Source organism: Sphingobium wenxiniae (assembly GCF_007830065.1).
GTDB lineage: Bacteria > Pseudomonadota > Alphaproteobacteria > Sphingomonadales > Sphingomonadaceae > Sphingobium > Sphingobium wenxiniae.
Genome location: NZ_VLKK01000064.1, coordinates 1 through 2,138, shown reverse-complemented (window position 1 = coordinate 2,138; position 2,138 = coordinate 1). Strand labels below are relative to the sequence as shown.

The 2,138-nt window shown below is 65.2% G+C and carries 1 protein-coding gene; it reads right to left on the bottom strand.

Going from position 1 to position 2,138, the window contains the following annotated elements; all coding sequences use genetic code 11:
- Positions 1 to 70: 70 nt before the first annotated feature.
- Positions 71 to 2,138: Tn3 family transposase (locus IQ35_RS20765; RefSeq protein WP_145076207.1), on the bottom strand; the 2,068-nt coding region annotated here is incomplete at its 5' end.

Here is a 2,138-nt window from a genome sequence, read left to right as displayed (position 1 = left end):
GGGCTGACTACACGAAAGTGCATTTTACGTACGCTAGGAGAGAACCTTTGGCGAACGCGGGTGAATGACATCATGCGGCCAAGAGCGATGAAGGCGTGCGCAACGGGCGGAGCTGGCCGGGATCGGGGCGGCTTTCGACATTCCAACGATAGTCACCGGTGAGCGAGATATGCTCCCATCCCAGCGGGGCGATATGGCGCGCAACGTCTTCGGGGATCGACAGCGCCCCGACCGCCTGTTCGAGATAACGAGTGTTCCACAGGATGATGGCGGCCACGAGGAGATTGAGGCCGGAGGCGCGATAGGTCTGGTTCTCGAACCGCCGGTCGCGCAGCTCGCCGAGCTGGTTGAAGAAGAGCGCGCGAGCGAGCGCGTTGCGGGCTTCTCCCTTGTTGAGACCAGCCTGGGTGCGTCGGCGCAGGTCGAGATCGCGCAGCCAGTCGAGCATGAAGATCGAGCGTTCGATCCGCCCGACCTCGCGCAAGGCCAGCGCCAGCCCGTTCTGGCGTGGGTAAGCGGACAATCTGCGGAGCATCGCCGATGCGGTGGTGGTGCCGCTGCGGACAGAGGTGGTGAGGCGCAGTAGTTCGTCCCAATGGGCGGCGACATGCCCGATGGCGACCGGATCGCCGGTCATGCCGGCCAACAGTGGCCCCGCTTCCTGGCCCGGCAGCAGATGCAGGCGGCGGTCCTTCAGGTCTCGCAGGCGCGGCGCGAAGCGGTAGCCGAAGAAGGGCATCAGGCCGAACACATGATCGGATGCGCCACCGGTATCGGTGTAGTGCTCTTCGATCGACAGGCCAGTGGCATGGTAGAGCAGCCCGTCGAGAACATAGGGGGCCTCGCCGGCGGTCGCCGCGATCACCCGGCTCGCAAACGGATCATATTGGTCCGACACATGGGTGTAGAAGCTGACACCCGGCTCGTTGCCGTTGCGCGCGTTGATGTCGCCGATCGCGGCGCCGCGCCCGCCGGCATGAAAGAGCTGGCCGTCGCTCGAAGAGGTAGTGCCGTCGCCCCACAGCGCGGACAGCGGCACAGTGCGGTGAACATCGATCAACCGCCCCAGCGCCTCGCCATAGGCGGCTTCGCTGATATGCCAGTCGTGGAGATGGGCGAGCTGACGCAAGGTCGCGCCCTGACAGGTCTCGGCCATGCGCGTCAGGCCGAGATTGATGCCGTCGGCCAGGATCACGGTCAGGAGCGCGTTGCGGTCATCCGCCACCCGACAGGAGCGGCGATGGGTGAAGCACTCGGAAAAGCCGGTCCAACTATCGACCTCCAAAAGAAGGTCGGTAATCTTCACGCGCGGCAGCCGATCATAGGCTACGCGGCGCATATCTGCTGCGTCGGACGGCGTGATTGCCTTGAGCGGCGATATGACAAGGCCGTTGCCGTCAAGGCGCACCTGGGGCAGCTCTCCCTGCCGGGCGAGGATCGTCACCCGCTCGATCGCGGTGTCGAGGCTGGCGCGGCGCCCAGCGATGAAGTTTTCGAAATCGGTATCGATCGCCAGCGGCAGCGGTCCCCGCGCGCGCATCGCGTCAAAGGTGGCGGACGGCAGAAGATAGCTATCGAAGGCGCGATACTGGCGGCTTTCTGCCACCCATATGTCGCCGGCGCGCAGCCGGTCGCGCAGTTGGGTGAGTACGCAAAGTTCATAGGCGGCGCGAACGACCACGCCATTGCGCAGCACAAACGGCCGCCATGACGGCGGCACGAAGCGGAGCGGCGGTTTGTCGGGCAGGCGGCGTCGTCCGGTGCGATAGATGTCAGCCACGAGGCGGACCGCATCGAGCAAACCCTGCACCGCACCGGCACCGCGAAACTGAAAGGCGTTGAGGAACGGGCCGATCACGGAGCGCAGCGAGCGCTGCCGCTCGATCAGTTCGGCCGTGCGGTCGATCGTTTCCGGCGCGATCAGCAGCTCGGCGTCCACGACCGCAGTTCCCAGCCTTTCCCAGTCGATCGAACTGATGGCGGCAAGAGAATCGACGCCTCGCGCCCGCGCGTCGAGCAAGGTTCGGCATGAACCGGTGAGCAGGCGAAGCTGCGCCTGCAATGACCGGATCGTGCCGATCGCTTTGTCCTTGGTTCGATTCTCGGCCCGTCGCATCATACTCCCCAGGAGCTTGTCC